This is a genomic window from Streptomyces sp. KPB2 (assembly GCF_003950055.1).
In the GTDB taxonomy this organism is placed as follows: domain Bacteria; phylum Actinomycetota; class Actinomycetes; order Streptomycetales; family Streptomycetaceae; genus Streptomyces; species Streptomyces salinarius.
Genome location: NZ_CP034353.1, coordinates 7,852,808 through 7,875,553, shown reverse-complemented (window position 1 = coordinate 7,875,553; position 22,746 = coordinate 7,852,808). Strand labels below are relative to the sequence as shown.

The following is a 22,746-nucleotide window of genomic DNA, read 5'->3' as shown; positions in this document are numbered from 1 at the left end:
TCAGTGGGGCAGCAGCAGCATCACGGCCGTCCCCAGCGACATCGCGCCGTCGCGCACGTACCCGTACGGGTCCGTCGCGGCGGCGCGGTGCGCGGGGTCCGTGGCGGTCCGCAGCGCGGGCATGGGGCGCGTCAACGACCGCAGGGCACAGCCGAGGAGATACACCGTCAGTACGACGGTGACCAGGGTCGCCGTCGTCGAGGCGTCGGTGGCATGGCCGTGGGCCGCGGTGTGATGCGCGGCCGGGGCGCCCGCGGCGGCCACGGTTTCGGAGGCGTCGGCGCCGGGCGGGGTCCGCGACATCCAGGCCATCGCCGCCATGCCGACGGCGGGCGTCAGCCGGTCGGCGAACCCCGGCGCCTTATGGGCGGTCAGCAGGAACCACAGCGCGGCGGCGGTGAAGAACACCGTCGCGGCCCGGCCGGACAGGGGCGGGCCGTAACTCCAGGGCATCGCCGCCATGGCCGCCGCCATGCCACAGTGCAGGACGAGGTCCACGCGGTCACGGCGACCCGCACCCGGTGACCGGACGGCGTGCCACAGCACGTGCAGGGCCGCGACGGCGAACAACAGCGTCAGCATGCCGTGCACGGCGTCGAGAGCCGGCGTCCTGTCCGACACGGTGTGCCCCTTCTGGTCCCTGGCGGTTCGCTGTCCTGACCGGGTGCGCGATCGATCCGTGACAGGGCACGTCCGCGGGGCCGGGCGGGACGGCCGGACACAGGGTCCGCCGACGACGGTGCGTGTCCGGTGGTGACCCGTTGCCACGGTGTGCCACCTGTGGGATCCGTACGTACGCCTGCGCCCCTCCACCGGCGCGCCCGCCCGCGCCCGCTTGTAGCATGGGACGCACGAAGCCAGAAGGGATGTTCCATGCACGCTGGCGCCTCACCCGGCACCCTTGACCAGGCGACGAAGGACTTCCTCTCGGCGCGCCCGCAGCTCTTCGGTATCGCGTACCGGGTCCTGGGCAGTGCTGCGGAGGCCGAGGACATCGTGCAGGAGACCTGGCTGCGGTGGCAGAGCACCGACCGTTCTAAGGTGCACGAACCGGCCGCCTTCCTGACCACGGTCGCCACGAGGCTGGCGATCAACGTGGCCCAGTCCGCGCGGGTGCGCCGGGAGTCCTACGTCGGGCCCTGGCTCCCCGAGCCCGTCGACACCACGCAGGATCCGCACCTGGGCGCGGAGCGTGCCGAGGCTGTGGAGATGGCGGTCCTGCTGCTCCTGGAGAAGCTGAACCCCGTGGAGCGCGCCGCCTACGTGCTTCGGGAGGCGTTCGACTACCCCTACGGCCGGATCGCCGAGATCCTGGAGACCAGCGAGGCCAACACGCGCCAATTGGTGAGCCGCGGCCGCAAGCATCTGGCGGCTGAACGCAAGGAGGCCGTTACCCCGACAGCCCATCGACGGCTGCTGGAGGTCTTCCTCTCCGCGGCGCGGACGGGCGACCTGTCGGTCCTGGAGGACGTGCTCACCGCCGACGTCGTCAGCTACACGGACGGCAACGGTATGCGCGGCGCGTCGAGGATCCCGGTCGTCGGGCTGCCGCACGTCTCGCACTACCTCGTGGCCTTCGCCCCGCGCTTCTGGCCGCAGACGCAGGTCCGGTGGGTCGAGGCGAACGGACGGCCGGCCGTCCTGGTCCTCTCCGGCGAGAAGGCCGTCGCCCTGCTGGCCGCCGACATCTCGGCGGACGGCATCGACCGGCTCATGTGGGTGATGAACCCGGCCAAACTGGAGCCCTACGTGGCCTCCCTGCGGGACTGACCTGAGGTCGGGGGTCCTCCGGCGTCGTCGGGCAGGCGTCACAACAACGGTCGCTCGCCGGTCATCCAGTCGTCCCGGACGTCTGCCGGGACCGCGTACCACGACGACACCGGAGCCCTGCCGTGACCGAGCGGATCAAGTTGCCCACCCTGTCGACCGAGAGGGATTTCGACGGGGAGGAGTTCTCGCCCATCTACACCACCACGGTGACCGTCCACGGTGGTGCGGCCTCGCACGGGCGGGCCTCCGGCCACGCACGCTCGGCCGACGGGGCCTTGGACCTCGATCTGCGGATGCCGGCCGAGCTGGGCGGTGACGGCCGGGGAACCAACCCCGAGCAGCTCTTCGCGGCCGGTTTCGCCGCCTGCTTCCACGGCGCGCTCAGCCTGCTGGCCCGGCAAGAGGCGCTGGACCCCGCGGCGATCTCCGTCGTGGCGACCGTCGCCTTCGGCCGGGACCCGGAGGACGGCGGCTATCTGCTGCGCGTCGATCTGGTGGTGCGGTGGCCCGGTGTCGAGCCCGCGACGGCCGACGAGCTGATCGGGAGGGCCGACGCGTTGTGCCCCTACGCGCGCATGGCGTGGAGAGGGACGCCCACCACCATCACACTCGCCTCCTGACCGGGCACGCTCGGTGGCGGCGGCCGGTCAGGAGGGGAACCACAGATCCGCGTCGGCCGCTTCCTCCTTGCGGACGGTGAAGAAGGAGATCTCCTTCTTGTGCGGCCCGCTCTGCGGGGGCAGTGCCTCGACCGCCGGGTGGTCTCCGACCGTGTCACGTCCTGCGCGCGACGGGGAAGCCGCCTCGTCGAAGTACTCCGCGTTGACGGCGAGGTAGTGCGCCCAGTGCCCCGGCAGATCGTCCTCGTGGAAGATCGCCTCCACGGGGCATACGGGTTCGCACGCATGGCAGTCGACGCACTCCGCCGGGTTGATGTAGAGCGTGCGCGCGCCCTCGTAGATGCAGTCCACGGGGCATTCGGTGACACACGCCCGGTCCTTGATGTCGACGCAGGGCTGTGCGATGACGTACGTCATCCGTCTTCTCCTCTTCGGCCGTCGGACATCCCCCGGCGCCTTGCCGCACGGTCGTCAGGTTCGTGCAGATGACCGGGGACCTCGGCACGGTGTGACACGCGCGCGCTGCCGATGTCACAAACCGCCGCCCGACGTGGTCCTAGTCAGTGACCACCCAGAGCGACGGGAGCAAGCGTGCCTCTCACCGAACAACGTCTTTCCACCACGGTGCTGGTGATCGGTACCGGCGGTTCCGGCCTGCGGGCGGCGATCGAGCTGGCCGAGGCCGGCGTCGACGTCATCGCCGTCGGCAAGCGTCCCAAGGAGGACACCCACACGTCCCTGGCGGCCGGCGGCATCAACGCGGCCCTGGCCACGATGGACCCCGAGGACTCCTGGCAGCAGCACGCCGCGGACACCCTCAAGGAGAGCTATCTGCTCGGCGACCCCCGTACGGCGGAGATCGTCACCCAGGGCGCGGCCCTGGGCATCGACGACCTGGAGCGGTACGGCATGGCCTTCGCCCGTGAAGGGGACGGCCGCATCTCGCAGCGCTTCTTCGGCGCCCACAAGTACCGCCGTACCGCCTTCGCCGGCGACTACACCGGCCTGGAGATCCAGCGCACCCTGATCCGGCGCGCGGTCCAGCTGGACATCCCGATACTCGACAGCGTCTACATCACGCGTCTGCTGGTCCACGACGGTGCCGTCTTCGGGGCCTACGGTTTCGACCTGACCAACGGCACCCGCCACCTCGTCCACGCGGACGCCGTGATCCTCGCGGCCGGCGGGCACACGCGCATCTGGCGGCGCACCTCGTCACGCCGGGACGAGAACACCGGCGACTCCTTCCGCCTCGCCGTCGAGGCCGGGGCCCGCCTGCGCGACCCCGAGCTGGTGCAGTTCCACCCGTCCGGCATCATCGAACCGGAGAACGCCGCGGGCACGCTGGTCAGTGAGGCCGCGCGTGGTGAGGGCGGCATCCTGCGCAACGCCCTCGGCGAGCGGTACATGAGCCGCTACGACCCCGAGCGCATGGAACTGTCCACGCGCGACCGAGTGGCCCTCGCCTCGTACACCGAGATCAAGGAGGGCCGGGGCACCGCGAAGGGCGGGGTCTGGCTCGACGTCTCGCACCTGCCCCGCCGGACGATCATGAACCGGCTGCCCCGGGTCTACCAGACGCTCCTCGACCTGCAGATGCTCGACATCACCCGTGAACCCATCGAGGTGGCCCCGACGGCCCACTACTCGATGGGCGGCGTCTGGGTCCGTCCCGAGGACCACAGCACCGACGTCCGCGGTCTGTACGCCATCGGCGAGGCCGCCAGCGGTCTGCACGGCGCCAACCGCCTCGGCGGCAACAGCCTGATCGAACTCCTCGTCTACGGCCGTATCACCGGCCGGGCCGCGGCGGCCTACTCGGAGTCCCTCACCGCGCAGCCCCGGTCCGCGACCGCCGTGGCCGAGGCGCGAGCCGAGGTCGACGAGATGCTGGCCGCCGACGGACCCGAGAACGTCCGGGCACTGCAGCGCGCGATCCGCAACACCATGACCGAGCACGCCGGTGTCGTCCGGGACGAACAGGGTCTGCGCACCGGCCTGGAGGAGCTGGACGCCGTCGAGAAGCGCATGCAGAACGTCGGCGTCCATCCCGACATCGCCGGTTTCCAGGACCTGGCCCACGCCTTCGATCTCAAGTCGGCCGCCCTGGCGGCCCGCGCCACCCTCGAAGCGGCACTGGAACGCCGGGAGACCCGGGGTTGTCACAACCGCAGCGACTTCCCCGACATGGACCCCGCCTTCCGCGTGAACCTGGTCTGGTCTCCGGCGACGGGAATCACCCACGAGCACATTCCCGACGTCCCGGACGAGGTCGCCGCCCTCATGGCGGACGTGTCCACCGACGGAAAGCTCGTCGAGTAACAGGCTTCCGATCACCGGAATAGCCAGAGCACCTGAACTCCGGAAGCGCCGGATACGCCAGAACACCGAAAAGACAGTTCGCCCTGTCACAGAGCGGGTGAGCATTCGGTCTTGTCTGGTGCAGGCGACAACGCACATCTCGAAAGGACATTCACATGAAGGTCGTAGTCATCGGCGGTACCGGACTGATCGGTTCCAAGCTGGTCGCCAAGCTCAACGAGCACGGTCACGAGGCGGTGCCGGCCGCTCCCAACACCGGGGTCAACACGCTCACGGGCGAGGGCCTTGCCGAGGTCCTGACCGGGGCCTCCGTCGTGATCGACGTCTCCAACTCGCCCTCCTTCGAGGACGACGCCGTCATGGAGTTCTTCCGCACCTCCACCACCAACCTCCTCAAGGCGGAGGCGAACGCCGGGGTGAGCCACCACGTGGCGCTCTCCGTGGTCGGCACGGAACGACTCCAGGAGAGCGGCTACTTCCGCGCCAAGCAGGCGCAGGAGGCTCTGATCAAGGACTCGGGCATCCCGTACTCGATCGTGCACGCCACGCAGTTCTTCGAGTTCATGAAGGGCATCGCCGAGGCGGCGACCGACGGCGACACCGTCCGGCTGGCCCCGGTCAAGATCCGGCCCATCTTCTCCGACGACGTGGCCGCCGCCGTCGGCCGTACCGCGGTCGGCACTCCCGTCGGCGGGGTCGTGGAGGTCGCCGGCCCCGAGGAATTCCAGCTCGACGAGCTGATCCGCAAGGGGCTGGCCGCCAAGAAGGACCCGCGCCAGGTCGTGACCGACGTGCACGCCCCGTACTTCGGCGCGGAGCTGCAGGAGACCACGCTGCTCCCCGGTCCGGACGCGCACATCGCCGAGACCCGGTTCGCCGACTGGCTCGCGCAGCAGCGCTGAGTCGTCGGGTGGCGGGTCCCGTGCAAGGGGTCCGCACCCACCACAGGGGGCCTGTCGTCCGCACCGCGGCGCGGCAGGCCCCTCTCGTCCCAGAAAGCCGACCCACCATCATGATGCAACGCGACAACGCCGCCTCCCCGGCCCTCGGTGCGCACCCGGCCGTGACCGGCGTCTACACCATCGACCCGGTCCACAGCACGATCGGCTTCTCCGTCCGGCACGCCATGATCACCAATGTGCGCGGCCGGTTCGACCGCTTCGAAGGCCTGCTCGTGCTCGACGGCTCCGCCCCGGCCCGTTCCAAGGCTTACGTGAGCGTCCAGACCGACAGCATGGACACGGGCGCGGCGGACCGCGACGCCCACCTCGCGGGGCCCGACTTCTTCGACTCCGCGACGTTTCCCCTGATGACCTTCCACTCCACCGGCATCGTCCCGCTCGGCGACGACGAGTTCCGCCTCACGGGCAGCCTGCGCATCAAGGACATCGAACTGCCCCTGGACATCGACGTCGTCTTCGGCGGGGCCGGTGACGACGCCTTCGGCAACCACCGAGTCGGCTTCGCGGGCTCCGCCACGCTGCGACGTTCGGACTGGGGGCTGGCCTGGAACACACCGCTCGACACCGGGGGTGTGCTCATCAGCGACAAGGTGACGCTGACCCTGGACATCTCGGCCATCCGGACGGAGCAGGAGGCGGCGGCCTGACGGACACCGCATCGGAGTCCGGCCGCCGACCGCGCGTCGTCCTGCCGCTCAGGCGGCGCTCTGCGACGCGCGCGTCGCGCGCGACGCGCGCACCTCGCGCCGTCGCAGGGCGCGGCGCTCCCCTTCCGTGGTGCCTCCCCAGATCCCCTCGACCGGCCCGACATCGACGGCCCAGGCCAGGCACTGCCGGGTGACGGGGCAATGGCGGCAGACCGCCTTCGCCTCGTCCGTCTGAATCGCCGCCGGCCCGCTGTTGAGACCGCCGATCGGGAAGAAGAGATCCGGGTCCTCGGTCAGGCAGAGGCCCCTTGCACGCCAGTCCATGAATTGTCTCCTGTATGAGAAACGGATACCGGTTCGGGGGGTGGCTCGTCGAACAAGGTATTGCGGGATTGATTCGGTGTGCGCAGCGTCGCTTTTCCCTGGAAGACCGGGCGGTCGGCGCGAATGTGACATCCCGCCGTGCCGTGTGTCAGCGCGGCGAGACCGCCTCCGGGCAGGGCCGTGCGCCGGTCCGCAAGATCCGCAAAAGAGTCCACGCAAAGGTGTAACGAAACGCCTGCACCGCCGGTCGTCCGGAGCAAAGGTGAGCACCGCGCCCTGCCGATCCCTCAGTACGCCGGGCCAGCGCTCCGGCGGTCATGGCGAAGAGTCGTCCGACCGCCTCCGCACACACCGGCAACAGAGAACGGAGACCCGGGACCATGCATCCAGAGGCGACCCCCGTGGCAGGCGACCTGAGCGAGGCCGTTTCCGTCTTCGTCGAACTCCGGCCCCGCCTCTTCGGCATCGCCTACCGCGTGCTGGGCAGTGCGGTGGAGGCCGAGGACGTCGTCCAGGAAGTGTGGCTGCGCTGGCAGCGCACCGACCGCACCGTCGTGATCAGCCCCGTGGCGTTCCTGTCGAGCACCACCACCCGATTGGCCATCAACGTGGCCCAGTCCGCCCGCGTCCGCCGCGAGACCTACATCGGTCCGTGGCTGCCGGAGCCCGTCGACACCAGCAACGACCCGGAGGTCGGTGCCGAGCGGGCGGAGGCACTGGAGCTCGCCCTGCTCCTGGTGCTGCAGAGGCTTTCCCCGACCGAGCGCGCCGCCTACGTTCTGAGGGAGGCCTTCGACTACGCCTACCCCGACATCGCGCGCATCCTGGGTCTCAGCCCCGTCAACGTCCGCAAGATCGTGAGTCGGGCCCGCAAGCACCTCACCGAAGACCAGCGGGACAGCGTCGACGCCGCCGAACACCGGACGCTGCTCCAGACGTTCGTCGCCGCCGCCCGGCAGGGTGACGTCGCCGGCCTGGAGGCACTGCTCACCCCGGACGCGGTCAGTCTGTCCGACGGCAACGGAATCCGGGGAGCGGCGCGGGTGCCCGTCCTGGGCCGTGCCCGCGTGGCGAACCTGTCCACCGCGCACCCGCGGTTCTGGCCCACCGTCGAGGCCGAACCGGTCGAGGCCAACGGACGCGGCGGCATCCTGATCCACAGGGACGGCCGCCCCGCCACCTTCATGACGGTCGCGGCCACGTCCCGCGGCATTCACCAGGTGATGTGGGTCTTCAACCCGGCCAAGATCGCCGCCTTCCTGGACTCCCGCACCCGTCACCGCTCCGCGCCCGCCCTCTGCGTCTGAGCGGGCCACGGACGCGCTGTGTCAGGCGCGGGACGGGTAGGTCAGGCGCGAGGGCTGTTCCAGGAGCGCAACTTGTCGGGATTGAGGACGGCCCATACCTGTACGACGCGTGTGCCGGCCAGGTCGAGGCAGACCACGGCGGCGACCTGGCCGTCGTAGCGTGCGACGAGACCCGTGCGCCCGTTGACGGGACGGGTGTGCACAGTGGTGCGCGGGTGCCGGGCCAGCAGGGTCAGGAGACTCCGGGCGACCCGTGGGCCGCCGACGACGGGCCGTGTCAGTGTACGGACCTTGCCTCCGCCGTCGTAGAACGCGACGGCGTCGGGGTCCAGAAGACCGGCCAGACGGTCCACGTCCTCGTCGGCGCACGCCTGCCGTACGGCGTCGACCAGTGCGTCCTCGACGTGCGACGGCGTGGGCCGTGCGGCCCTGACCCGCAGGCTGTGCCGGGCTCTGTCCAACGGTTCGGTGTCCACCGGTCGCGGCCGGTCCGGGCCTGCCGGTCCCACGGTGCTCACGCGGTCTCCGGCCGCGCCGCCGAGGGCCTCGTTGAGTACGAGAGCCGCTCGCTCGGCGGGGGTGAGGGCGTCCAGCGCCCCGGCCCACAGCACGTCGAGATCGTCTTCCAGAGCCGGACCGGACCCTCCACTGCTCCCCACGGGACCCCGGTGGCCCCGGTCACCATCCGACAGGGCCAGCCGCGCCAGGGAGATGCTGCCCACGACGCGGGTCAGCCAGGCCCGCGGGGCGCCTATGCGGTCCCGCTGGTGCTCGGAGAGCGCGTACCACTCCCGGTACGCCTCGTCGGTGACGTGCTCGGCGACACTGCCGCTGCCCAGCATCCAGTGCGCGACGTCCAGCAGGTGTCGCCGCTCGTCGAGCAGCTCCCCGATCGGCATGGTGTCAACCACCGGCTCCATACCGACTCCTCCTCCTGAACGACCCGTCCTTGTGACGACTCGCCTCCCGCATGCGGTTCCCGCGTCGCGCGCATCGCCACGTTACCCGCGGCACCGCAACGACCGCATCCATGTCCCCGGCTGCCCGGACGACGCCACACACCTTCACACGGTCACACTCTGTCGGATGCTACGTCGGAGGGCGGTACCGCGTGCTGTGTCGTACGGGCAAGCCGTCGCGGTCCTCCTACCCGTGGCGGCCACTCACACACCCCTTTCCCGGACGGAATCAGCGTGCCTCACATGACGCGTCGCACAGCGCTGTCACAGCGCTCGTCACTGTCCGGTCAATGCGATGTCGACGGTTCACGAGCCGACGGCCCGAGCTGAGGAAGGACGAGGGATGTCCCGAAGCACTGACCGGCAGACCGATCCCGCCGCCACCGCGTCGCTGGCGGCGGAGGCCGCCCTGCTCGAAGGGCGGTTGAGCCTGCTCCGAGAGGCGATCGACTCGGTGGACGCACGCATCGACGCGGTCTCCGAGACCCTGCGGCGACTGCAGCGCCCGGCGACCGGGCCCACCGACGGCAAGACGCCCGAGGAACGGAAGAGCGGCACCGGGCCCGACCTCCCGAAGCGGGGCCGTGCCTGACACGGCGGACGGGTGGGCCCGGTGCCGCGTTGCGACGGACATTGTGATCGTCGCGCCGTCGGTACGCCGCGCTCGCCGCCCGACGTGGGCCGTTTCCCGGCAGTACGGGTATCCTGCCCCCGGTGCCGGGCCGAGTGACGGAGCCCGCATCGGGCGGCCCCGCCGGAACGAGGGGTGAGAACGAGAGGAACGCATGGTCTCCGTGACCCCCAAGGCTCGCAACATCGAGATCACCGCCGAGGGCCTCCAGGAGGACCTGGCGCGGCTGGAGATCCAGAAGCAGGCACTGGAGCGGGAACTGGCCGCGGTCACCGCTCACCTCGGCTCCGTGCAACGGGCCCTCAGTGCCCTGCAGGCCCTCATGCCGGAGTCCGTTCCTTCCGCCTCGGCGACCCGGCCGGAGGACGTGGTCGCGGAGGTGCCGGCGCCAGTGGCACCCGCACCCATGCCGTCCGCAGTCCAGGCGGAGGGAAGCGCCGGTGCCGGGGACCGTGCGGAGGACGCCTCCAGCGCCGGTGACTCCGACGGCTCGAAGTCGTACGGCAAGCTGACCGAACAGATCCTGGCCTACTTCGCGGAGGCCGGAAACACCGACGTCCGTGCCAGGGATGTGGCGTCCGCGCTGGGCCGCGACACCGACAGTGGCAGCATCAACGCGGTCCGGAGCACGCTCGACCGTCTGGTCGGCCAGTCCCGTGTCCGCCGGGTGGGCCGCGGTCTGTACCGCGCCGCCAAGCGCTGATCCACCCTGCCGTGTCCCCGGAGTTCACGGATCCCGCGGGTCATCCGGCGACGGCGTCCGTGTCCGCGGGCTTCTCGCCTCGCCGTGGGTCACCGCTGGAGACGAAGGCCTGTCTCGGGTGCTGGACCGAGGCGAGGGAGATGACGTCGCGGCCGAAGAAGGCGGCAGTCACCCAGACGGCGAACACCCGTGCCTTGCGCTCCCAGCTCGGTACGGCCAGTACGTGGTAGCCACGGTGCATCAGCCACGCCGGGAATCCCTTGATGACCAGACGCCGATACTGGAAGATGCCACGGCCCAGCCCGAGGGTCGCCACCACACCGAGGCTGTGGTGCACATAGTCCTTGGCGGGCCGACCGCGCAGTGACGCCAGGATGTTCTTCGCCAGCAGCTTGCCCTGACGGACTGCGTGCTGGGCGTTGGGCACCGTGCGGGCGTCCGGCCGGCCGACGGCGAGATCGGGCACGGAGGCGTCATCACCCGCCGCCCAGACGTCCGCCACGACCTCGCTCTCCGTCCCGACGCGGAGATCCGCGCGCACCATCAGCAGTCCTCGTGCGTCGACGGGGAGGTCGGTGTGGTTGTGCACGATCGGGTTGGCGGCGTTGCCCGCCGTCCACACGAGCAGCTCCGAGTCGTACTCCGATCCGTCCGACAGCACCACGCGACCGTCCTTCGCTGAGACGAGCTGGGTGTTCAGATGCACCCGCGCACCCCGCTTCTCCAGCGAGCGCACCACCCACTCCCCCGGCCCGTCGGTGACCTCGGGCAGGATGCGCCCGCGTGCCTCGACCAGGTGGAAGGCGAGTTCCTCCGCCCCGATCTCGGGATAGTGCTTGAGCAACGCGGAGGCCAGGCTCAGCAGTTCGCCGAAGCCCTCGACCCCGGAGAACCCGCCACCGACAACGGTGGCGGTGAGCAGCCGACGGCGTTCGGACCCGTGGGGCAGGGTCGCCGCGCGGTCGAAGGAGGTGAGCAGCCGGTCGCGGATCGCCACGGCCTCCTCGACGTGCTTGAGCCCGTACGCCTGGTCACTCAGCCCCGGGATCGGGAAGGTGCGTGTGACGGCGCCCGCGGTCATCACCAGGATGTCGTAGTGCAGGTCGAACTCCGGCCCGGACGGCGGCCGGACCGTCGCCGTGTGCGCGCTGTTGCGGATCTCGGTGACCGAACCGGCGATCAGGCGGGTGCGGTGCAGGTGCCGCCGGAGCGAGACCGCGGCATGACGGGCCTCCACCGACCCGGCGACCACCTCGGGCAGGAACGGCTGGTACGTCATGTAGGGGCGCGGGTCGACGACGGTGACCCGGGCCTCGTCCCGCCGCAACTTCTTCTCCAGGCCCCACGCGGTGTAGAAGCCCGCGTAACCGCCGCCCACGATCAGGATCTCACGCACGGTGTCCTCAGTTTCTGTTGGTTTCACCCTTCAAGACCGGCCGGCACCGCACCGTGTGACAGCACCGGCCCGGTCCTGGTGGGCCCGCCCACCCCTCAGGCGGCGGCGTGCGCGCTCCAGTGCTTCTCCAGGATCTCCGCGACCTCCGCCGGGCGCTGGAGCACCGGCCAGTGGTTGCAGTCCATCTCGATCACCTCACCGTGCAGGGAGTCACCCAGCCTGCGCCCGAACTCGATCTGGCAGGCCGGATCCCGGGCGCCCCAGAAGACGACGCACGGCGCGGACACCGCGGACAGCTCCGGCTCCCACTCCGCTCCCACGGTGAGCGCCGACCTGTACAGCCTGAGCACCGCGTCCTTCATCGGCTCGTCCACGCGGCTCGCCATCTCCCTGGCCAGGTGGAGGGGTACGTCGAAGCCGGCCGCCACCTCCTCCGCGAAGGGCTCGGCACGCAGTTCGGCCATGTACCGGTCGCCCTGGACCCGGTCCTGCCAGATCTTGGCCAGTGGGTGCCAGACGTACTCGGCGTTGACCGGACCGTTGCCTCCGGCCCAGGTTCGGACGAGGTCAGGGCGCAGGGAGGCGACGCGGAGGGTGAGGATGCAACCCCAGTCGTGCCCGACCAGGTCCACCGGCTCACCGACCCGCTCCAGTCGCCGCACGAGCCAGTCGACGTACTCCTCCTTGGTCGAACCGAAGCCGGCGGGGCGCCCGGCGCCGAAGCCGGGCAAGTCCCAGGCTTCCACGTCGGAGCTGGTCAGATGACGGCGCACCCCGTCCCACACATGGTGGGTGTCGGGAACGCCGTGGATCAGGATCGCGGGCATGGTGAACCCTTTCGTCGGTGGGACGAGGTCGCGTACGGTCGGCGACATCTCATGGTGTCACACGGTTGTATCGTCCTTTCGTCTCCGCCGCCATCGCCACCTCCGCCTCCACCTCTCCTCCGCCTCAGTTTCCGACTCTCGCGTGGTCGCCTGTTGTCACACGATCCGCGCTTGCGCGGTCTGCTCTGCCGAGGGCACGGCCAGCCGACCGCGGTGGTGGCGTTGTGGTGCCGGTAGAGGAAGGACCCCTCATGGGTGGGACCGGTGACACGACACCGCTAGCGGACCTGCTGGACGAGCGACAGCATCTGATCGACGTCGCTCGCTGGATGCTGGGCGCCGGACCGACGGCCGAAGAAGCCGTCACCGAGACGTACCGGCGGTGGTACGGCCTGAGTGACGACGAGCGGTCGGGCATCAGCGATCCGCGTGTCTGGCTGACCAAGAGCACGGGCACCGTCTGTCTGGCGCGCCTGTCCGCACCCGCACGCCGGGTGCCCGGCCCGGGCGAAGCGGGCGGCGGCATCCGCATCGAGCCCGACCGGACTCTTTCGGAGGAGGTCGGCGACGTCCTGCTCAACGCCCTGGACGCCCTCTCCCCGTCCGAACGGGCGGTTTTCGTGCTCAACGACGTCTTCGCCATGCCCCCTCGGACGGTCGCCGACATCGTCGGGCGGACCCCGCACGAGTGCGCCGAGCTGGCCGAGAACGCACGCCGCAGCCTGCGTGCCGGCCGCGCGCATCCCACTCCGGCGGACCACCACGACAGGATCGTCCGCGCCGTCCGGCAGGCCTGCGTGCTCAACGACCCGCGGCATCTGGTGCCCCTGCTGTCCCGGCACGCCATCGCGTTCTTCGACGGCGGAGGCAAGATCCGTGCTCTGACCAGGCCGGTGCACGGCGACCAGCACGTCGCCCGGACCCTCCTCACGCTCCTCGCCCCCCGCCCCCGCACCGTCCTCCACCTCCAGGCGGCCAACGGTCGTACCGCGATCGTCGTGCGCCACCACGACCAGGTCGCTGCCGTCATCAGCTTCGACATCACCGACCAGCGCGTCACACACGTCTGGGCCGTCCTCAATCCCGACAAGCTGCGCGGGTGGAACCGCCCCCGGCCGCCCGCCGACGGACACGGAGCGGTCCGGCACGTCTGAGAAGGCGGCCGGAAGGTGCCACCGGCCGGGGGACACGGTGCCCCAGGTGTGCTCACCCGTTGCGCTTTCCACGTGTCAGTGGCAAGAATTGCAGGGTGGGCTTCCACCGAACCGCCATCACATCTTCATCACGGTGACAACGCGATCCATCCGACGACGATGTTCCAGCACACCTTGAAGGAAAACATGGTTCCGGCATCTCGCTCGACACGCGACATCGAAGTCACGGCTGAGAGCCTCCAGGCCGATCTCAGCCGTCTGGAGCTGCAGAGGCGGGCGCTGGAGAGGGAGCTGGCCGCCGTCGTCGCTCATCTCGACACCGTGCAACGGGCGCTGAGGGCTCTGGAAGTCGTCATGGCGTCCCCCGCGGCGGCACCGGCCTCCGAGGCCGCACCCGAGACCGCCGGCGGCGCTGCTCGGCGCCGTGTCACAGGTCCGGCGCAGCCGGCGACCCGACCGAGAGCCGGCACAGAGCGCACGTACGGCAGACTGACCGAACAGATCCTGGAGTACTTCGCGCAGGTCGGCGACGCCGACGTACGCGCCCGGGACGTGGCGGTGGCCTTGGGCCGGGCCACCGACAGCGGCAGCATCAACGCCGTCCGCAGCACGCTCGACCGGCTCGTCGGCACCTCGCGGGTCCGGCGCAGCGGTCGAGGTCTCTACCGCGCCGGATGATCCCGGGCGGTCCCTCCGGCCCACGAGACTGGCCCCGGACGCCGACTCGCGGGGGATCGGTGGGCGCCCGGGGCACAGTACCCCCGCCAGGCTCTAAGTGGCAGGGGAGCATTCCCGGCGCCGTGTGGGGTGTCCAACCCAGCGCCGTGAACACTGTGAACAGTGTAGCCCACTTTCACACGCTCTGCAGACACGGTCGTTGCCGCCTCCGTCGTCCTCCATAACGGTGTGAGCGCGAATGGCTCGCCGGCTGGACCAAAGGCCACTCCCGGCGCTCCATACTGGTAGTCGTGAACGACCCGTGCGTGTCTCCGAACCTCTCCCCCTCGGCGGATGAGCCCGCGCCGCGGCCCGCGGTCGAACCGTGCCCGGAGCGTGGGGACAGTGTGGATGCCATGCTGCGGCAGTGGGCGGAACGCCGACCGGGCGTGGACGTCTCCTCCAGCGAGGTACTCGCCCGGCTGGAGCAGGACGGCTGGATCGTCCGGACCGCGTCACCCGACGATCGGCGGCGCTCGCTGGTCAGCCTGACGGCGCGGGGGCGGGAGGAGTTCGACCGCCGACTGGAGGATCACCTGGCTGTGGAGCGTGAGCTGCTGTCCGTGCTCGATTCGCGGGAGCGGCTCGTCGTCGTCGGGGCGTTGCGCAAACTGCTGCTCGTCCTGGAGGCGTCGGAGTGAGCCGCGGGTGCGGCGGGCCGAGCCGCTCAGCCCGCCGCCACCAAGACGAGGGAGACGAGCAGAACGATCACGGTCGCCGCGAGGGCGGCCAGCGCCACGCCGGACGTCCGGCGCAGCCGGGCATAGCGTCTGGTGTGCCGCGCTTCCACCATCGCGATCTGATCGGTGAGGTGATGGGCGATGGCGCGGGAGACCCTGATCTGTTCCTCGACGTACCACCACTCCAGGTCGGTCTTCTGTCCTTCGCTGAGTCCGGGCACGTGTGCGGCGAACTCCGCCGCGCGGCGGTGAGCGGCCCGGCGGTGCGAGCCCCAGTACAGGTAGTCCTGAATGACCGTCAGGCCGCGCTCGGCCTCGTCCTTCGCATCCATGGTGTGCTCCAGCCATAGGTGTGCCGCCTCATGCCCGCGACGCCGCGGCCACCGCCGCGTGGGAGGCCACCGCCTAGCGGAAGGCCACCGTGGCGGTGCCCGGGCGTGCGGCAGATCGTGTCACACCATCGTATCCCTCGCTCGCGAGAGAGGGGGCGGCGAGACGTCCGTTCAGCCGTGATGTAGTGCATAACAGTGTGAAGGCTCGTTGTGTTCGCCTTGTGATCTCGCTGCCCGTCGCGGATCATGGGACGACGTGAAGCACACGCACCGGCCGGGGATTCTCCCGCGCACACCCCAAGATCCCTCCGCCCCCCTGTCTCCCGGCACACACACGATCACCGTTCCACACGGTCCCGCCCGTGTCGAACTGCGCTACCACGTCGCCGGCTCGGGCCCGGTATGCCTCGCTCATCCGGGCGGACCCGGCATCGGCTGGGAGTACCTGCGCATGCGTGGTCTCGAGGACTCCTTGACCATGGTCTACGTCGAACCGGTCGGCACGGGCGACTCCGGTCGGCTCCCTGATCCGCGTGACTACACCGTGGCCACGTACGCGCACTTCCTGCACGCGGTGGTCCAACACCTGAACGTGCCGCGGTTCGCCCTGCTCGGTCACTCCCACGGTGGTTTCGTGGCCCAGCGGTACGTCCTCGACCATCCCGCACAGGTCACTGCCCTCGTTCTCTACGACACTCACCGGTCGCGGACGAGGAGTTCTGGTCGGCGGCAGTCACCGCCATGGAGCGGTTCGTGAAGGACCACGTCGAGGACCATCCAGAGGTCGCGGACTACGCCGCCACCCTCACCACGCGTCTCGGTCTGCTGGACGACGACGGCGCCACCGCCGTCCTGCGCACACTGATGCCGGCCTATCTCCACGACTACTGGGGCAGAGAGACGGAGTTCGCGCCCGCTCGTCGGACGCTGCGCATGTACGCGGCTCCCTCCCTGGGGGAGGAGCCCCCCTTCGACGTCCGGGACGAACTGCCCCTCCTCACCCCACCGGCCCTGGTCCTGGCGGGCCGTCACGACTTCATCTGCGGGCCACGATGGGCCGCTCTGCTGCACGAGGGCCTGGACAACGCCGCGTTGACGGTCCTGGAGGAGGCGGGTCACCTCGCGCACCTCGAACAGCCGACACGGTTCGACGCCTCCGTCCTCGCGTTCCTCCATGCCCAGGGGGTCGTCCGCGGACCTCGGAACTCATAGCTCCGGCCGCCCCGTCTCCGGCTTTCGCATCGTCCGTCAGCGGCCGATTTCTGACATGCCGTCATAAATTCGGCCGCTGTCCGGTCTCTCACTGAGAAGACGGGCCGCACAGGCGGTCCGTGGCACGCCGGATAACAAGCATCACAGATTCCAGTTTGGAGTAGGCATGCTCTCCAGTCAGTCGGCCCTGATCGTCCGCGACACGCTCCCCGCCGTCGGAGCCTCTCTCGGCACGATCACCGACCTGTTCTACCGCCGCATGTTCGAGGAGCGTCCCGAGCTCCTGCGCGACCTGTTCAACCGCGCGAACCAGGCCAGCGGCGTCCAGCGCGAGGCGCTGGCCGGTGCCGTCGCGGCCTTCGCGACCACGCTCGTGAAACACCCGGACGAGCGGCCCGACGCCGTCCTCGGCCGCATCGCGAACAAGCACGCGTCACTGGGCATCACGTCCGACCAGTACACCCTGGTCGGCCGTCACCTCCTCGCGGCCGTCGCGGAGGTGCTCGGCGACGCCGTGACCCCGACGGTGGCGGCCGCCTGGGACGAGGTGTACTGGCTCATGGCGAACGCCCTCATCGCCATGGAGGCGCGCCTGTACACCCGGGCCGACGTCGAGGACGGCTCCGTCTGGCAGAGCATGGAGATCGTCGAACGTCACGAGGAGACCCCTGACACGGCCTCCTTCGTCCTGCGCCCCGCCGACGGCTCACCCACTCGCCCCTTCGTCCCCGGCCAGTACGTCAGCGTGCAGGCCGAACTGCCGGACGGGGCACACCAGATACGGCAGTACAGCCTCTCCAGCGCCCCTGGCGGCGGGACCTGGCGCTTCACCGTGAAGCGCGAGCGGTCCCTCGACGGGCAGGTGCCGGACGGGGAGGTCTCCACGTGGCTGCACACCCACGCCCGCCCCGGTGACGTCCTGCGGGTGTCCCTGCCCTTCGGTGACCTCCTGCTGCCCGAGGGCGACAGTCCGCTCCTGCTGGCCTCCGCGGGCATCGGTGTCACCCCCATGTTGGCCATGCTGGAGCATCTGGCCATCGCGGCGCCCGACCGTCCGGTGACCGTCGTCCACGCCGACCGCTCCCCCGCTCACCACGCGCACCGGCTCGAACTGACCGCGCTCGTCGAGCGGCTGCCCCATGCCTCACTACACCTGTGGTACGAGGACATCGCGAACCACCCGGACGCCGCGGCGGACCACGTCAACGAGGGCTGGGCCGACCTCACCGGCCTGTCCCCTGTCCCCGGCACCACCGCGTTCCTGTGCGGACCGCTGTCCTTCATGAAGGCCGTGCGCACCGACCTGCTCGCCCACGGGCTGAGCCCCAGGGCCATCCACTACGAGGTGTTCGGCCCCGACCTGTGGCTCAGCAAGTAGCAGCGCCGGCCGCCGGGCAGTGAGCGGGCGGGCGTTCGGTCGGCTGCGCGGGGCGCCGGCCGTCGCCCGCGTACTGAAGCGGGAGAGGAGTCCGGCGCCCGCCTCCGGGAGTTCATGCGCTCGACGCGGTCGCGGTGAGTCCGGCGAGGGCGGGCTTCAGCTCGGTGCGCCGCTTGATGCCGAGCTTCACGAAGACCTTGCGCAGGTGGTACTCGACGGTGTGCGCGCTGATGAACAGGCGGGCGCCGATCTCCCGGTTCGTCAGCCCCTCGCGGGCCAGGCGCGCCACGTTCAGCTCCTGCTCGGTAAGCCGCGCCGCCGCCTCTCGTGTGTGGACCCGCAAGGTTTCGCCGCTTGCGCGCAGTTCGTCCGCGGCGCGCTGAGCGAATCCGTTCAATCCGCGGGCTGACAGCATCCGGTGCGCGGTGCGGAGCTGTTCGCGCGCTTCGGCGGACCGCCCCTGACGGTTGAGTGCCTCGCCGTACAGCAGGCGGCAACGCCCCACCCAGATCGGGATCCGCTCGTGCTCGAAGCGCTTGATCGCGTCCAGGAAGAGCCGCTCGGCTTCGTCCCCCGCCCGCAGTTGCGCCTCGGCCATCGCCAGGACGGCCAGCGCGTAGCTGGTGCCCACCGGCCGTGTGACGCCGGCCAACTGCTCCAGTGCCTGCTCGGCGAGCGCGCGCTCACCGGTGTGCGCGGCCGCTTCCACCAGTTCGAGCAGTGTGCGCATCGCGAGGTTCAGTTCGTGGGTGTACGGCAGTTCGCGCCGACCGCTGGCCACCGCCTCGGCGAAGCGGCCCAGGCCGTTGTAGAGGACCGCCTCGGAGAAGTTGGCCGCGCTCAGCGCGTGTCCCTCCCCGCGGGCGAGCCCGTCGGCCCGGACCCGCTCGGCCAGGCGCTCCGCCTCGTCGGCCTGCCCCCGGTACGCGGCGAGCAGGAGCCGCCCGTACGGCGGCAGCGGATTGCCGGTGACCTCCTTGATGGCGTCGATCTCGTCGCAGGAGGCTTCCGCCCCGTCCACGTCGCCGTCGGTCATCTGCACGAGCATCAGCAGGCTGAGGGCGATCGGCAGTACGGTGACGACGCCCTCGGCACGGGCGAGCTCGACCTGCCGGTCGGCGAGCGCACGCAGCCGGGCGGGGTCCCACAGGTCCTGGGCGGCGCGGGAGGCGAACCACATCCAGTGCAGTTCGAGGGAGTCCGGCGCCTGCTCGAGGAAGGCGCGCTGCGCCCGTCGCAGGGTGGGGAGCGCCGCCGTCTGCCCTTCGGTGGCGAGCAGCGCCTGCCCGCGCAGGATCAGGTCCCGCGCCCGGTCGGTCTCGTCGGCGGCGGACGTGGCGCCGAGGATCGCGCGCGCGACGGCGGTCACCTGCTCGGCGTCACCGAGCCTGCCGCCGTAGGTCGCCGCCGCGAGGGCTTCGATGTAGGTGTCGCGTGCGAGGACCGGGTCGAGTCCTTCGAGTCCCCGTGCCGCGTCGAGCAGGTGCTGGGCCCCGCTGCGGTCACGCCGCAGCGCGTATCCGGCCCGCGCGCGCAGCCGCACCACGAGCGCCTCCTGGAGCGCGGTGAGGGGGAGGACGCGGGCGGACCCGAGCAGGCGCAGGGCCGCGTCCGACGCGCCCGCGTCGTGCTTGGCCTCGGCGGCCGCGATGAGCCGCTGCCCGCGGTGGAACGGCGAGGGCGTGAGCTCCGCCGCCCGCTCCAGGAACGCGCCGGCGGCCGCCGCTCCGCCGCGGGTGCGCGCACGCACGGCGGACTTCTCCAGATCGGCGGCGACCTCCTCGTCCGGTTGCAGGGTCGCGCTGGCCCGGTGCCAGGCCCGGCGGTCCGGGTCGTGCTCGGCGCTGGTGACGTCCGCGAGAGCGGCGTGGACGCGACGCCGGTCCGCCGGTGACGCCGCCCGGTACACGGCCGACCGCACCAGCGGATGGCGGAAGCCGACACGGGTGCCGACGACGAACGCCTCGGCGTCCTTGGCCGCGTCGAAGGCCTCCGGCCCCAGTCCCAGCACGGCGCTCGCACGCCACAGCAGCCCCGGGTCACCGGTGGGCTCGGCGGCCGCCAGCAGCAGGAGCAGGCGTGCCGGTGCGGGCAGCGGGGCGAGCTGGACGACCAGGCTCTGCTCGATGCGACTTTCCAGCGGCAGGGAACTTGTCAGGGTGAAACCGCCGGCGATCTGGGCCGGACTCAGGGCCCGGGGGAGTTCGCGCAGGGCGAGGGGATTGCCGCGGGCCTCCGCGATCAACTGGTCGCGTACCCGCAGGTCGAGACCACCGGGCACGGCAAGGCGCAGCAGTGCGCACGCATCCTCGTGGCCGAGCCCTTCGACGATCATGTGGGGCAGGCCCGCGAACACCGGGTCGACCTGCCGCATGGCAAGCACCAAGGCGATGCCCTCCGCGTCCAGGCGCCGGGCAGCGAAGGCGAGGGCTCGTGCGGACGCCTGGTCGAGCCACTGTGCGTCGTCGACGACGCACAGCAGCGCCTGCTCCTCGGCAGCCTCCGTGAGCAGCCCCAGCAGGGCCAGCCCCACGAGGAACGGGCTCGGGGCAGCCGCGCTGCGCAGGCCGAACGCCACCTCGATCGCTTCCTGCTGCGGGACCGGCAATCGGGCGGCGGAACCCATCATGTGTCCGCAGAGCTGCTGGAGGCCCGCATAGGCCAGTTCCATCTCGGACTGGGAGGCGACGACGCGCTCGGTGCGGACGTGTGCCGCAGCCCGTGCTGTGAGGTGGTCGAGGAGCGCGGTCTTGCCGACACCGGCCTCACCGGAGACGACCAGTGCACCGGCGCGTCCGCCTCGGGCACGGCTCACCAGCGCTTCCAGTTCCGCCAGCTCGCCGTGTCGTCCCCGCAAGGGCGCGATGTCAGGCACCATGTCCGCCTTCGCCGGGAAGTACCGCTCCGCCATGTCTTTCGACCGCGCATTCTATCGGAGCGTCGACCTGATCCGCCGAGCGTCGCGGTGCCGAGCACGGTGAGCATCGACCGTCCGTCTCGGCGTCGGGGTGTCACCGGAGAGAGGGCAGTCGACAGCTCGGTCACCATGATGAAGAGCTGAGATCGGGGGAGGTGCCCGAAGCTGACCAAAGAGATAGGCCCTAGGCCGAAGCGCATACGGCTGCACCAGATCGTGCGGGGCACAACGAGCCTCCAGGACAGCCCCCAGCAGGGCTCTCTGAGCACGGATCGTGGTGAGCTATCCTCCGCGCATGCGTGGACGATTCACCGGCTGGCCGGAGCAGGCCCTGGATGTGTTGTGGCAGCTCCAGGGTGAACCGACCCATGCGATCCGGGAGCGCCACCGCGCGGACCGCGAACGTCTGGTCCGGCAGCCGATGATCGCCCTGCTCAACGAGGTCGCGGACACCGACCCCCGGTACGAGGACTTCTCCGTCTGGCACTACCGGACCAACTCCTGGTGGTGGCAGCACCAGGGCGCGGTGATCCGACTCGGCCGCAAGATCGAGATCGGCCTCCGGTTCGACCTGGACGGCCTGCGGATCCAGGGCGCCTGGTGGTACCCCGATCCCGGCCAGGTGGACATGTTCCGCAAGGCCGTGGCCGCCGAGGGGAGCGGCCGCGAACTGTCCGCCATCGTCGAGGACCTGCGGAACAGGGGCTACGACATCTCCGGGGACGTGATGAAACGCCCCCCGCGCGGCTATCCGACGGACCACTCCCGCATGGACCTGCTGCGCCACCGTTCGCTGATCGCCGCCCGGCCCCTCGGCTGCGAGGAGTGGCTGCACACTCCCGAGGCGGTCGACCGGGTGCTCTCGGCCGCCGCCGACCTGGACGCCCTTCTGATGTGGCTGGTCCGCCATGTGAAAGGCGCCGCCTGACATCACCTTCAGCCGCAACCAGGGACTATGTTCTGCCCGGCCCGATCTTGGATTGTGGGAGGATGCCCTCCATGACTTGCATCCGAAGGGGCCGTGCCTCGTAGAACACCGGCTTCACTTCGGCCGCGGGAGCGCCGCTGGGGCGGACCGTGGGTGCGGTATCGCGATGTCCCAGGTCTGTCGGGAGCGGCGAATGCCGCTGTCCGTGTGCTCGAACGGGAGCGATTGTCTCCGGGCATCGTGGCGGTGGCGCTGAGTGTGTGGTCCGTACGCGTCCACGGCACGAGGCGCCGGTGGAGGCAATGTGAGACGGAGTTCACCTGCCCCTGCTGCGGCGAGGGTTGGGCCCGGGACAAGCTGCAAGACGCACTGTTCATGCTTCCGCCACATGCTGCCGGCGAACTTCGAGTGCAGGTCGAGCGCCTGGACGCGGTACTCCTCGGGCGAACCCATCACGAGCCGATGGAGGACCCGGAGTTGGCGTGGTGGCATCGCAGGTGCTGAGCGTGCCGGTGTCGCCCCCTGGTTCGTTGGCTCTCGCGTGACTGGTCGGAGACGTCCGACAGAGGCGGCATGCGGCCGGCGCGCGGAAAGTCCCGCCGTCCGCCGCGTCATAGGGGGCGGCCGCGAATGGACGAGGCATCCGCCATGCGATCCCCGAGGCCAGGTGCTCCTCGGGTTCTCCCGGTGAGGTGATCGCCGTAATGTGCGCGCCGCCGGCAACGGCGAGTTGGATAAGGAACTGGCCCACTCCTCCGCCCGGCATCAAACCCATGATCGCCCGATGGGGCATCGCCCACGGCTCCGGACTGGGCAAGGTCCACTGGGTGTTCGAGCGCACGTTTGCCTGGCTGCATCAGTTCAAACGGCTCCGCACCGCTACGAACGCCGCGCCCACCTCCACCAGGGGTTTCTCGACCTAGCCTGCAGCCACATATGCCTCCGCCACCTTCGATTGCA

Annotated in this window: 23 protein-coding genes and 1 pseudogene; 16 read left to right on the top strand and 8 right to left on the bottom strand. The window is 70.6% G+C overall.

What is annotated here, in order from left to right:
- Complete coding sequence (locus tag D1J63_RS35715; protein ID WP_125634802.1) at positions 1-621, bottom strand: DUF5134 domain-containing protein; 621 nt, start codon at positions 619-621, stop codon at positions 1-3.
- A gap of 252 nt (positions 622-873) precedes the next feature.
- Between D1J63_RS35715 and D1J63_RS35710 the strand changes: the two genes are divergently transcribed.
- Positions 874-1,770 (top strand): RNA polymerase sigma-70 factor, encoded by an 897-nt coding sequence (locus tag D1J63_RS35710; protein WP_125634800.1) that lies wholly within the window; start codon positions 874-876, stop codon positions 1,768-1,770.
- Between the two features lie 122 nt (positions 1,771-1,892).
- Positions 1,893-2,390 (top strand): Ohr family peroxiredoxin, encoded by a 498-nt coding sequence (locus D1J63_RS35705; protein ID WP_125634798.1) that lies wholly within the window; start codon positions 1,893-1,895, stop codon positions 2,388-2,390.
- A gap of 27 nt (positions 2,391-2,417) precedes the next feature.
- On the opposite strand, the gene fdxA is transcribed toward D1J63_RS35705, so the two are convergent.
- Positions 2,418-2,807, bottom strand: coding sequence for a ferredoxin (fdxA, locus tag D1J63_RS35700; protein ID WP_125634796.1), 390 nt, complete (start codon positions 2,805-2,807; stop codon positions 2,418-2,420).
- Positions 2,808-2,981: 174 nt separating this feature from the next.
- Between fdxA and D1J63_RS35695 the strand changes: the two genes are divergently transcribed.
- The 3 genes from D1J63_RS35695 (at position 2,982) to D1J63_RS35685 (ending at position 6,321) form a co-directional block, all read left to right on the top strand.
- Entirely contained in the window at positions 2,982-4,712 is a 1,731-nt protein-coding gene (locus tag D1J63_RS35695) for an FAD-dependent oxidoreductase (protein ID WP_125634794.1), read from the top strand.
- A gap of 155 nt (positions 4,713-4,867) precedes the next feature.
- Positions 4,868-5,614 carry an SDR family oxidoreductase gene (locus D1J63_RS35690; RefSeq protein WP_125634792.1) on the top strand — a complete coding sequence of 249 codons (747 nt, stop codon included), beginning with the start codon at positions 4,868-4,870 and terminating at the stop codon, positions 5,612-5,614.
- Between the two features lie 110 nt (positions 5,615-5,724).
- Positions 5,725-6,321: a YceI family protein gene (locus tag D1J63_RS35685; RefSeq protein WP_125634790.1), complete on the top strand. Its 597-nt coding sequence runs from the start codon at positions 5,725-5,727 to the stop codon at positions 6,319-6,321.
- Between the two features lie 48 nt (positions 6,322-6,369).
- Here the strand turns inward: D1J63_RS35685 and D1J63_RS35680 are convergent, their stop codons facing one another.
- Positions 6,370-6,645 (bottom strand): WhiB family transcriptional regulator, encoded by a 276-nt coding sequence (locus D1J63_RS35680; RefSeq protein WP_125634788.1) that lies wholly within the window; start codon positions 6,643-6,645, stop codon positions 6,370-6,372.
- Between the two features lie 401 nt (positions 6,646-7,046).
- Here D1J63_RS35680 and D1J63_RS35675 point away from each other — a divergent pair, with 401 nt between their 5' ends.
- Positions 7,047-7,952, top strand: a complete 906-nt coding sequence (locus D1J63_RS35675) for an RNA polymerase sigma-70 factor (RefSeq protein ID WP_125634786.1) — start codon at positions 7,047-7,049, stop codon at positions 7,950-7,952.
- Positions 7,953-7,993: 41 nt separating this feature from the next.
- Here D1J63_RS35675 and D1J63_RS35670 read toward each other — a convergent pair whose 3' ends face one another.
- Positions 7,994-8,872: an RNA polymerase subunit sigma gene (locus D1J63_RS35670; RefSeq protein ID WP_125634784.1), complete on the bottom strand. Its 879-nt coding sequence runs from the start codon at positions 8,870-8,872 to the stop codon at positions 7,994-7,996.
- Between the two features lie 382 nt (positions 8,873-9,254).
- On the opposite strand from D1J63_RS35670, the gene D1J63_RS35665 reads away from it, so the two are divergent.
- Together D1J63_RS35665 and D1J63_RS35660 are read left to right on the top strand one after the other, a co-directional pair.
- Positions 9,255-9,503, top strand: coding sequence for a hypothetical protein (locus tag D1J63_RS35665; RefSeq protein WP_164713124.1), 249 nt, complete (start codon positions 9,255-9,257; stop codon positions 9,501-9,503).
- 193 nt (positions 9,504-9,696) lie between these two features.
- Entirely contained in the window at positions 9,697-10,245 is a 549-nt protein-coding gene (locus tag D1J63_RS35660; RefSeq protein WP_125634780.1) for a hypothetical protein, read from the top strand.
- Positions 10,246-10,285: 40 nt separating this feature from the next.
- Here the strand turns inward: D1J63_RS35660 and D1J63_RS35655 are convergent, their stop codons facing one another.
- Together D1J63_RS35655 and D1J63_RS35650 are read right to left on the bottom strand one after the other, a co-directional pair.
- Entirely contained in the window at positions 10,286-11,641 is a 1,356-nt protein-coding gene (locus tag D1J63_RS35655; protein ID WP_125634778.1) for an FAD-dependent oxidoreductase, read from the bottom strand.
- Positions 11,642-11,736: 95 nt separating this feature from the next.
- Positions 11,737-12,516, bottom strand: coding sequence for an alpha/beta hydrolase (locus D1J63_RS35650; RefSeq protein WP_125634777.1), 780 nt, complete (start codon positions 12,514-12,516; stop codon positions 11,737-11,739).
- Positions 12,517-12,719: 203 nt separating this feature from the next.
- Between D1J63_RS35650 and D1J63_RS35640 the strand changes: the two genes are divergently transcribed.
- The 3 genes from D1J63_RS35640 (at position 12,720) to D1J63_RS35630 (ending at position 14,980) form a co-directional block, all read left to right on the top strand.
- Positions 12,720-13,622 (top strand): RNA polymerase subunit sigma, encoded by a 903-nt coding sequence (locus tag D1J63_RS35640; RefSeq protein WP_125634773.1) that lies wholly within the window; start codon positions 12,720-12,722, stop codon positions 13,620-13,622.
- Positions 13,623-13,808: 186 nt separating this feature from the next.
- On the top strand, positions 13,809-14,300 hold the full coding sequence (locus D1J63_RS35635) for a hypothetical protein (RefSeq protein ID WP_164713270.1): 492 nt from the start codon (positions 13,809-13,811) through the stop codon (positions 14,298-14,300).
- A gap of 395 nt (positions 14,301-14,695) precedes the next feature.
- The gene (locus D1J63_RS35630; protein ID WP_164713123.1) at positions 14,696-14,980 is read left to right on the top strand and encodes a winged helix DNA-binding protein; all 285 of its coding nucleotides are present in this window, start codon (positions 14,696-14,698) and stop codon (positions 14,978-14,980) included.
- A 26-nt stretch (positions 14,981-15,006) separates the two neighbouring features.
- Here D1J63_RS35630 and D1J63_RS35625 read toward each other — a convergent pair whose 3' ends face one another.
- Positions 15,007-15,351 carry a hypothetical protein gene (locus D1J63_RS35625; protein WP_125634767.1) on the bottom strand — a complete coding sequence of 115 codons (345 nt, stop codon included), beginning with the start codon at positions 15,349-15,351 and terminating at the stop codon, positions 15,007-15,009.
- 451 nt (positions 15,352-15,802) lie between these two features.
- On the opposite strand from D1J63_RS35625, the gene D1J63_RS37435 reads away from it, so the two are divergent.
- The 3 genes from D1J63_RS37435 to D1J63_RS35615 all read left to right on the top strand — a co-directional run bounded on the left by D1J63_RS37435 (position 15,803) and on the right by D1J63_RS35615 (position 17,941).
- Positions 15,803-16,108, top strand: a complete 306-nt coding sequence (locus D1J63_RS37435; protein ID WP_232249396.1) for an alpha/beta fold hydrolase — start codon at positions 15,803-15,805, stop codon at positions 16,106-16,108.
- A complete protein-coding gene (locus D1J63_RS37430; RefSeq protein ID WP_241235655.1) occupies positions 16,105-16,563 on the top strand; it encodes an alpha/beta hydrolase in 459 nt (152 codons plus the stop codon). The genes D1J63_RS37435 and D1J63_RS37430 overlap by 4 nt, the downstream gene beginning before the upstream one ends.
- A gap of 166 nt (positions 16,564-16,729) precedes the next feature.
- The gene (locus tag D1J63_RS35615; protein WP_125634765.1) at positions 16,730-17,941 is read left to right on the top strand and encodes a globin domain-containing protein; all 1,212 of its coding nucleotides are present in this window, start codon (positions 16,730-16,732) and stop codon (positions 17,939-17,941) included.
- A 112-nt stretch (positions 17,942-18,053) separates the two neighbouring features.
- Here the strand turns inward: D1J63_RS35615 and D1J63_RS35610 are convergent, their stop codons facing one another.
- A complete protein-coding gene (locus D1J63_RS35610) occupies positions 18,054-20,798 on the bottom strand; it encodes a LuxR family transcriptional regulator (RefSeq protein ID WP_241235654.1) in 2,745 nt (914 codons plus the stop codon).
- 355 nt (positions 20,799-21,153) lie between these two features.
- On the opposite strand from D1J63_RS35610, the gene D1J63_RS35605 reads away from it, so the two are divergent.
- Positions 21,154-21,786, top strand: coding sequence for a DUF2461 family protein (locus D1J63_RS35605; protein ID WP_240798869.1), 633 nt, complete (start codon positions 21,154-21,156; stop codon positions 21,784-21,786).
- Positions 21,787-22,547: 761 nt separating this feature from the next.
- Positions 22,548-22,726, top strand: a pseudogene (locus tag D1J63_RS36960) (transposase); the annotation flags it as partial.
- Positions 22,727-22,746: the final 20 nt, after the last annotated feature.

What these genes read in the sequence shown, in the direction of transcription:
- D1J63_RS35710 (WP_125634800.1), top strand. Translation starts at nt 874, where the DNA reads ATGCACGCTGGCGCCTCACCCGGCACCCTTGACCAGGCGACGAAGGAC.
- fdxA (WP_125634796.1), bottom strand. Translation starts at nt 2,807, where the DNA reads ATGACGTACGTCATCGCACAGCCCTGCGTCGACATCAAGGACCGGGCG.
- D1J63_RS35690 (WP_125634792.1), top strand. Translation starts at nt 4,868, where the DNA reads ATGAAGGTCGTAGTCATCGGCGGTACCGGACTGATCGGTTCCAAGCTG.
- D1J63_RS35685 (WP_125634790.1), top strand. Translation starts at nt 5,725, where the DNA reads ATGATGCAACGCGACAACGCCGCCTCCCCGGCCCTCGGTGCGCACCCG.
- D1J63_RS35680 (WP_125634788.1), bottom strand. Translation starts at nt 6,645, where the DNA reads ATGGACTGGCGTGCAAGGGGCCTCTGCCTGACCGAGGACCCGGATCTC.
- D1J63_RS35670 (WP_125634784.1), bottom strand. Translation starts at nt 8,872, where the DNA reads ATGGAGCCGGTGGTTGACACCATGCCGATCGGGGAGCTGCTCGACGAG.
- D1J63_RS35665 (WP_164713124.1), top strand. Translation starts at nt 9,255, where the DNA reads ATGTCCCGAAGCACTGACCGGCAGACCGATCCCGCCGCCACCGCGTCG.
- D1J63_RS35660 (WP_125634780.1), top strand. Translation starts at nt 9,697, where the DNA reads ATGGTCTCCGTGACCCCCAAGGCTCGCAACATCGAGATCACCGCCGAG.
- D1J63_RS35650 (WP_125634777.1), bottom strand. Translation starts at nt 12,516, where the DNA reads ATGTCGCCGACCGTACGCGACCTCGTCCCACCGACGAAAGGGTTCACC.
- D1J63_RS35640 (WP_125634773.1), top strand. Translation starts at nt 12,720, where the DNA reads ATGGGTGGGACCGGTGACACGACACCGCTAGCGGACCTGCTGGACGAG.
- D1J63_RS35635 (WP_164713270.1), top strand. Translation starts at nt 13,809, where the DNA reads ATGGTTCCGGCATCTCGCTCGACACGCGACATCGAAGTCACGGCTGAG.
- D1J63_RS35630 (WP_164713123.1), top strand. Translation starts at nt 14,696, where the DNA reads ATGCTGCGGCAGTGGGCGGAACGCCGACCGGGCGTGGACGTCTCCTCC.
- D1J63_RS35625 (WP_125634767.1), bottom strand. Translation starts at nt 15,351, where the DNA reads ATGGATGCGAAGGACGAGGCCGAGCGCGGCCTGACGGTCATTCAGGAC.
- D1J63_RS37435 (WP_232249396.1), top strand. Translation starts at nt 15,803, where the DNA reads ATGCGTGGTCTCGAGGACTCCTTGACCATGGTCTACGTCGAACCGGTC.
- D1J63_RS35615 (WP_125634765.1), top strand. Translation starts at nt 16,730, where the DNA reads ATGCTCTCCAGTCAGTCGGCCCTGATCGTCCGCGACACGCTCCCCGCC.
- D1J63_RS35605 (WP_240798869.1), top strand. Translation starts at nt 21,154, where the DNA reads ATGCGTGGACGATTCACCGGCTGGCCGGAGCAGGCCCTGGATGTGTTG.